The organism is uncultured Cetobacterium sp., from assembly GCF_947038635.1.
In the GTDB taxonomy this organism is placed as follows: domain Bacteria; phylum Fusobacteriota; class Fusobacteriia; order Fusobacteriales; family Fusobacteriaceae; genus Cetobacterium_A.
In genome coordinates this window covers 1-7,026 of the sequence record NZ_CAMQXC010000115.1, presented here as the reverse complement: position 1 = coordinate 7,026, position 7,026 = coordinate 1, and the positions used below count along the sequence as shown (strand labels likewise).

Annotated in this window: 7 protein-coding genes; 2 read left to right on the top strand and 5 right to left on the bottom strand. The window is 30.5% G+C overall.

The genetic code is table 11. The features are described 5' to 3' along the window. Both Q0V08_RS09700 and Q0V08_RS09695 read right to left on the bottom strand, forming a co-directional pair. Positions 1-1,180, bottom strand: a 1,180-nt coding sequence (locus tag Q0V08_RS09700; RefSeq protein WP_297434300.1) for an MFS transporter, incomplete at its 3' end; no start/stop codon positions are given. Position 1,181: 1 nt separating this feature from the next. Further along, positions 1,182-1,790: an NAD(P)-binding domain-containing protein gene (locus tag Q0V08_RS09695; protein ID WP_297434298.1), complete on the bottom strand. Its 609-nt coding sequence runs from the start codon at positions 1,788-1,790 to the stop codon at positions 1,182-1,184. Between the two features lie 126 nt (positions 1,791-1,916). Here Q0V08_RS09695 and Q0V08_RS09690 point away from each other — a divergent pair, with 126 nt between their 5' ends. Together Q0V08_RS09690 and Q0V08_RS09685 are read left to right on the top strand one after the other, a co-directional pair. Next, positions 1,917-2,696, top strand: a complete 780-nt coding sequence (locus tag Q0V08_RS09690) for a glucose 1-dehydrogenase (protein ID WP_297434296.1) — start codon at positions 1,917-1,919, stop codon at positions 2,694-2,696. 23 nt (positions 2,697-2,719) lie between these two features. Further along, positions 2,720-3,046 (top strand): DUF1622 domain-containing protein, encoded by a 327-nt coding sequence (locus Q0V08_RS09685; RefSeq protein WP_297434294.1) that lies wholly within the window; start codon positions 2,720-2,722, stop codon positions 3,044-3,046. A gap of 42 nt (positions 3,047-3,088) precedes the next feature. Here the strand turns inward: Q0V08_RS09685 and Q0V08_RS09680 are convergent, their stop codons facing one another. Genes Q0V08_RS09680 through gadC form a run of 3 tightly spaced genes read right to left on the bottom strand, consistent with a single transcriptional unit; the run spans position 3,089 to position 6,939 of the window. Beyond that, positions 3,089-4,297, bottom strand: a complete 1,209-nt coding sequence (locus Q0V08_RS09680; RefSeq protein WP_297434292.1) for an ammonium transporter — start codon at positions 4,295-4,297, stop codon at positions 3,089-3,091. 57 nt (positions 4,298-4,354) lie between these two features. Beyond that, the gene (gene glsA, locus Q0V08_RS09675; RefSeq protein ID WP_297434290.1) at positions 4,355-5,275 is read right to left on the bottom strand and encodes a glutaminase A; all 921 of its coding nucleotides are present in this window, start codon (positions 5,273-5,275) and stop codon (positions 4,355-4,357) included. 26 nt (positions 5,276-5,301) lie between these two features. Beyond that, on the bottom strand, positions 5,302-6,939 hold the full coding sequence (gene gadC, locus Q0V08_RS09670) for a glutamate:gamma-aminobutyrate antiporter (protein WP_297434288.1): 1,638 nt from the start codon (positions 6,937-6,939) through the stop codon (positions 5,302-5,304). Positions 6,940-7,026: the final 87 nt, after the last annotated feature.

The window sequence follows — 7,026 nt, the reverse complement described above, 5'->3', positions numbered from 1 at the left end:
CAAATATATAGTTTATAACATTAAAAAGAGTAACTCCTAAAGATCTAATTGAATTTGGTGTAATCTCAGATATATAAACTGTTAATGCTGTTCCAAAGGCTACTGTATATGTTAAATTATAAATATAAACTGAATATACATCATATGCTCCTCGCTCTTTATAAAAAAGAGCGTAAGTCAAATATCCTAATGAAATAGTCATTATTAAAGTTCCGTAAAAAAGTAGTTTTTTTCTTCCATACTTATCAATTAAAAATAATACAATAACTGACCCTAAAATCTCATAGAATCCCATTGTAACACTTTGAAAATATCCTGATGTATTAATTGATGAAGTTTCTTGAAAAATCTCTGGTGCATAATATATTATTGGGTTTATTCCAGAAAACTGTTTGAAAACTGCTGAAATTACAACTAGTACAATTACTATTTTTACTCCTTTATTAATTTTTCTAAAATTTATTTTACCCTCTACTTTTTCACTACCTGAAGTTATAGCTAACTCTTCCATAACCTTTTCAACTCTTTCATCAGTTAATACTTTTTTTAAACTTTCTCTAGCTTTATCTTTGTATCCCTTTAAGTACAACCATCTTGGACTTTCAGGTATTCTTAAAAAAAGTATAAATATAATTAACCCTTGAAAAGTTTCTAAAAAAAATAGAACTCTCCATGAGTTATCTATTATAAATCTATTTGTTAAAGTATTTGTTATTAAATATGCCAACCAAAATCCTACAACTAATCCAAAAGGCATAAACAGTTGATTAATCGTTCCATTTCTTCCTCTAGTTTCTATTGGAGATATCTCAATTACATATATAGCTCCAACTAAAAATATACTTCCCAATCCTAGTCCCATAACTAATCTTCCTAACATAAACATCTCTATATTTAAAGAAAATGTAGTTATAAAACCACCTATTAGAAATCCTAACAAGCTATACAATATTGTTTTTTTTCTTCCAATTTTTTCAGAAAAATATCCTGCACAAAATCCACCTATTAACCCACCTACTAAAACAATAGTTATTAGTGTTCCTATCATTTTTTTATCTATTTTAAACGTATTTGCTAAAACCTCAACACTACTAGATATAACTGCTGAATCAAAATCAAAAATATAACCAAAAGAAGCAGTCAATACTGCAATATAGATCACATATTTTTCTTTACTCATTTTATCTTATCCAAATCAATCCATTTTCAAAAGATTTCCCTTGCTTCCTTACCATCTCTATCCAAATCATTGCAAGAGGCTCTAAATATCTAGAAAAATGTATATCTCCTATCAACATTGGATCAAATCCCATTTCAAAAAGTAACTCTTCAACTTTTTTATTAGCTATTTTATTATTCCCAGCTAACAACATTGTTAATTTTTTTTCATTTACGCAAGGATTAATTAATTTCTCTACTCCAAGGGTATTTAAAGTTTTTACTATATGAGAATCCTTTAAAATCTCTTGTACTACCTCTCCATTAGAAGTATATCTTCCACGAGTTAAAATATAATCCTCTCCAATTGGATTAGTTAAATCAATAAAAATTTTTCCTTCAGGATTTTTTATATTTGTTACAGCTTTTTCAACTTTATTTCCAGGTACAGCTATAATTATAATTTCATTATCTTCCGCTATATCTTTTCCATCAACATACTCTATAAAATGCTTTTTTTCAATCTCCTCTTTTAAATCTTTTACCCCTATTTGAACTGGGTGTCCTAATTTATGAAAAACCTCTGCTAAAGCATTCCCTACAACTCCATTTCCTAATATTCCTATGTTCATATATTCCTCCTTTATTCAATATTCTTAATACTTTTTTCGAAATAATTTTTTTAAATCCTTTTAATTTTTAATAATAAAAGGATTTTCTACCTTTTATTAGAAAATTAAATCAGGAGGTGTTTTATTATGTTTAAAATTGAAAATCACTATAATTTAAAAGGTATGGTTGCTATTATAACTGGTGCTGGTGCTGGAATTGGTAAAGCTTCTGCTTTAATGTTAGCTAGAGCTGGTGCTAATATTGTATGTGCTGATTTAAATAAAGTTGATGCTGACAATACAGCTATTGAAGCTAGAGGTGAAGGTGTTAAAGCCTTTGGAGTAAAATGTGATGTTACATCTATACAAGATTTAGAGGAAGTTGTTAAGGCAACTATTAAAGAGTTTGGTAAAATTAATATTCTAGTTAATAATGCTGGAGGTGGCGGAGGAGGAAGAGAAAAGTTTTTAGAACTAACTCCTGAATATCTTCAAAAAATATATAACCTTAATGTTTTTAGTATCTTTAATCTTTCTAGACTTTGTGCTCCTCATATGATTGCAAGTGAATATGGATCAATCGTTAATATTAGTTCAATGTCTAGTATAATGCAAAGTCATAATATGAGTGTTTACGGAAGTTCTAAAGCTGCTGTTAATCAACTCACTAAATATATGGCTGTTGATTTAGGTCCAATTATTAGAGTGAATGCTATTGCTCCAGGTGCAATTAAAACTCATGCATTAGCTACAGTTTTAACTCCTGAGTTGGAACAGGTTATGCTAAAGAAAACACCTATGAAGGTTTTAGGAGAAGCTGATGATATAGCTATGGCTGTATTTTTCTTAGCATCTCCTTTATCTAAATGGATAACAGGACAAATTCTTCCTGTCAATGGTGGTGGAGAACAAGATTTAGAGGGATAATTTTTTATTAAGGGGTGGATTTTATGCTTACTTTTGAACACTATATTATGGATTCCTTTAAACTTTTATTACATTGGTTAGCTTTCTTTTTTACAGCTCTATCTATAGGAGTTATATGCTTTGGATTTTTAAAAAGTGTTAAAATTCTATTTACAAATAAAGAAGCTCTTAGTTTTAATAAAATAATGAGGGAAACTTTTGATAAGTATATTTTAGTAGGTCTTCAATTTCTAATTATTGCAGATATTGTTGATACTATTATTTTAAGAGATTTACAAAATATTGTACTCGTTCTTTTAATAGTTATTATTAGAACTATTATGAGTTGGGAAATAGAAAAACATAAATAAACAGAAAAAAAGCTCTAAGCGTTTACTCGCTTAGAGCTTTTCTTAATCATCACTATATTTTTCATTTAATAAACTTTCATCTAAACCTTTTTCAATCTGCTCTTTTGTTACTCTAATATTAGAAGTTTTATCTAAAAATTTCATTATTAAATACGAAACTACTATAGAGTATACTCCTACTAATGACGCTCCAAACAATTGAACCCATAATTGATGAGAACTAGCTGAAACTTTATTTACCATTTCATTTGCTAAAAGACCTATTAATACAGTTCCCATAAATCCACCAACACCATGAACACCCCATACGTCTAGAGCATCATCCCATTGCATTTTTCTTGGTATTTTTATTGCATAGAAACATACAATTCCTGCTAATGCTCCAATCAATAATGCAGATGGTGGTGTTACGTATCCTGAAGCTGGTGTTATTGTTGCTAGTCCTGCTACTGCTCCAATTAAAGGATCTAAAAATGAAAACTTTTTCTTTTCTGAGTATGACATTATAGCCCATACGATCATACCACTTGCACCAGCTACTCCTGTATTTGTAAATACAATTGCTGTTGTTCCTGCAGCAGCTAAAGTACCTCCTGCATTAAATCCAAACCAACCAAACATAAGTATTCCAGCTCCAACTGCTACAAGTCCCATATTAAATGGTCCTTTCCCAGTTATTACTTTTCTCTTACCAAGAACCCAAAGAGCTCCCAATCCAGAAAATGCTGCTGAAACGTGAATAACTGTTCCTCCGGCGAAGTCTACAAATCCCATTTTAGCTAAAAATCCTTGTCCCCATACCCAGTGAGCTACAGGAAAATAAACTAAGATCATCCAAATAACAAGATATTTTATCCAAGCTCCCATTGTTATTCTATTAACTATTGACCCTGTCATTAAAGGTAATGTTATTATTGCGAACATTAATTGATACATGAAAAACATTAAAAATGGAATTGTTAAACCATATTTAGTATTTACTTGAAAAATTACATCTTTAAAATTCATGTATTGAAACGGATCTCCAATAATTCCACCAATTGTATTTCCAAATACTAAACTAAATCCTCCAAATACCCACATTAAAGTTACTACTCCAATTGAAATGAAAATTTGTAACATTAGAGTTAATGAATGTTTCTTTTCTACAAGTCCTCCATAAAAAAATGCTAATCCAGGAGTCATAAAAAATACAAGCACCGTCGCTATTACCATAAACGCTACATTTCCATGTATTACACCTTGAAACATATAGAATACCTCCTATTTTAAAAAGGTCTCTTAATTAAAGAGACCTTTTTTAGTTTTTTAAAACATATCTAGTTCCATCTCTTTTGAGATATCTTTCATTATTCCCATACCTGCAACACTATTTCCTTCAGCATCTAAAGCTGGTCCAAATACTGCAACACCTATTTTTTTACTTGATACTGGAGAAATTATTCCTCCTCCAACTCCAGATTTTCCTGGAATTCCAATATTATCAAGATATTCTCCACTTTGATCATACATTCCACAAGTAGCTATTAATCCACTAACTATTTGTGCATATTTTTTAGGAATAACTCTCTCTCCATTAGATAAAACTCCACCATTTGCAAAGAATCTTGCAATTTTAGCTAAACTCTCTGTAGTTACATATATTGAACATTGTTTAAAGTATACATCTAGAATCTCTTCTACATTTCCACTTAAAACTCCTTGTCCTTTCATATAGTAAGCTAAACCTCTATTTGTATCTCCAGTAGCTTTTTCACTTAAATAGATATCTGTAGCTAACTCTAAAGAATCATCTTCACTTATTTTTTTCATAAACTCTAGAATTCTATTAAATTTATCTTCTGGATCTTTTCCTTTTATTAAAGAAGCTGTCATAATAGCTCCTGCATTTATAAAGGGATTTCTTGGTAAGTGATCAGGTTCTGTTTCTAATTTTTTTATTGAGTTAAAAGCATCTCCTGAAGGCTCTTTATGAACATGTTTAAATACTTCCTCTTCTCCATTATCTAATAGAGCTAAAGCTAAAACAACTGTTTTAGATATACTTTCTATAGCAAATCTAATTTTTGTATCTCCTGCTGATAACAAAGTTCCATCTGGAAATGCAATAACCGCACCTAAGTAATCCTTGCTTACTTTAGCTAACTCAGGAATATATGTTGCCACAGCACCTTGAGATATTAAACCTTTATTGTTCTCTACTATTTTACTTAATACATCTTGATTCATTTTTTTGCCTCCATGTCTAAGAACTTTTATTTTTGTTCTTTTTCTTCATTAGATTCTGGTTTAGTTTCAACCTCTTTTTTCTCTTCTACCTGTTTCTGATTGTCAACTTTTTTTGGTTCTTCATCTTGTTGCATAACATCATCTGGATGCGGAGTAATATGGAACTCTCCTCTAGCTTTAGGATGTCCAAAGAAGTGATGCTCAGGAGCATTTTCTGTTGTAATTCTTGTTGGATCTATTGTTACTGCATTTTTTTTATCTCTAAATTCGTATATTATAAATGGAAGAATTAAAACAACTATAAATCCTACTGTTAATATAGTTTCATACTCTCCTGTATTTCCACCTGGAATATTATCTGGTGGGAAGAATGATATAATAAATGCAAATACTGATGTTAAGAATCCTATTGCACCAACGATACATTTAAACACAACTCCACCTGGAATTTGGTAAGATGCTTGTGCATCTGTTGCTTTTCTTTTTAAAACTAATGTTAAATACCCTATAAATAATAGGAAGTATGTCATTAAATAGATAACAACTGTTAAAGACATTGATGTCATGAAGGACATATTATTTCCTCCTCCACCTAATGTTAAAACAATTGCCCAAATAGTTACGATAACTCCTTGGAACATTACTAAAGGAACTGGAACATCATGCTTATTAACTTTTTTAAACACTGGAGGTAAAATACCTTTTTGTGCTGCAACATACATAGCTCTTGATGGCCCAACTATCCAAGCACTTATCTCTGCTAAAACTCCAAGTCCTATAAATGCAGCTATAATTCTAACAATCCAATCTAAGTGACTTCCATAGTGATTAATTAATGTAGCAAAAGTTTGGTTAACTCCTGCACTTAAGTTTATCTCATTTGCTGGAATAACTGTAGCTATTGATAATCCTCCTGCAGAACTTATAACAATAGCTATAATAACTAACATAAATACAGCTATTGGATATTGTTTTTTAGGGTTTGCCATCTCGTTTGCATGGGAAGCTGATGCTTCTACACCCATATAACTTAAGATAAATGATACTAAAATAACTAGTGAATTTACATTAGTAAAATCTGGGAAGAATGAATTCCAGCTAACTTCCATATGTACTGGATTTCCAGCTACAACATAAGCAATTGCAAGACCTATTAAAATTATTGCTGGTATTACAATACCAAATATAAATCCAATTCTTGCTATTTTAGCAGTGTATTTAGTTCCACCTAATTGTGAGAATGTTAAAATCCAAAATACAATTAATATCGAAATTAATTTTAAATGTGGATTTACATTTAAAACCGGCCAATCAAATAAGTACGATAATGAACCATTTATAAAGTAAAGCATTGGGATATAACCAACTGTTATTTCGAAAAATTGATAGAATATTGCCGCAAATCCCCAACGTTCACCTAATGATTCAGAAACCCAAGTGAAAACTCCTCCTGTTTCCCATCCTGGAATTGTTGCCATTTCAGCTGCACAAAGTGCCACTGGAATGAACCAAAATAGTCCTCCAAACAGTAAGAAGAAAAGTAGTGAAAATCCTGAAGTTGCAAAACTCGGATATTCATAAACAGCCATAACCATTGAGGCTGTTATTGTGAAAAATCCAAATAGTGTCAACTGTTTGTTAGTTGTACTAGTGTTAGTAGCCATAATTAATCCTCCTATAAAATATTTTTTATTATTGTCATTCTATTGTTCACTTTTGGTAGAACATTTCCTTCTTAAAAAGTTATATCT

What these genes read in the sequence shown, in the direction of transcription:
- Q0V08_RS09695 (WP_297434298.1), bottom strand. Translation starts at nt 1,790, where the DNA reads ATGAACATAGGAATATTAGGAAATGGAGTTGTAGGGAATGCTTTAGCA.
- Q0V08_RS09690 (WP_297434296.1), top strand. Translation starts at nt 1,917, where the DNA reads ATGTTTAAAATTGAAAATCACTATAATTTAAAAGGTATGGTTGCTATT.
- Q0V08_RS09685 (WP_297434294.1), top strand. Translation starts at nt 2,720, where the DNA reads ATGCTTACTTTTGAACACTATATTATGGATTCCTTTAAACTTTTATTA.
- Q0V08_RS09680 (WP_297434292.1), bottom strand. Translation starts at nt 4,297, where the DNA reads ATGTTTCAAGGTGTAATACATGGAAATGTAGCGTTTATGGTAATAGCG.
- glsA (WP_297434290.1), bottom strand. Translation starts at nt 5,275, where the DNA reads ATGAATCAAGATGTATTAAGTAAAATAGTAGAGAACAATAAAGGTTTA.
- gadC (WP_297434288.1), bottom strand. Translation starts at nt 6,939, where the DNA reads ATGGCTACTAACACTAGTACAACTAACAAACAGTTGACACTATTTGGA.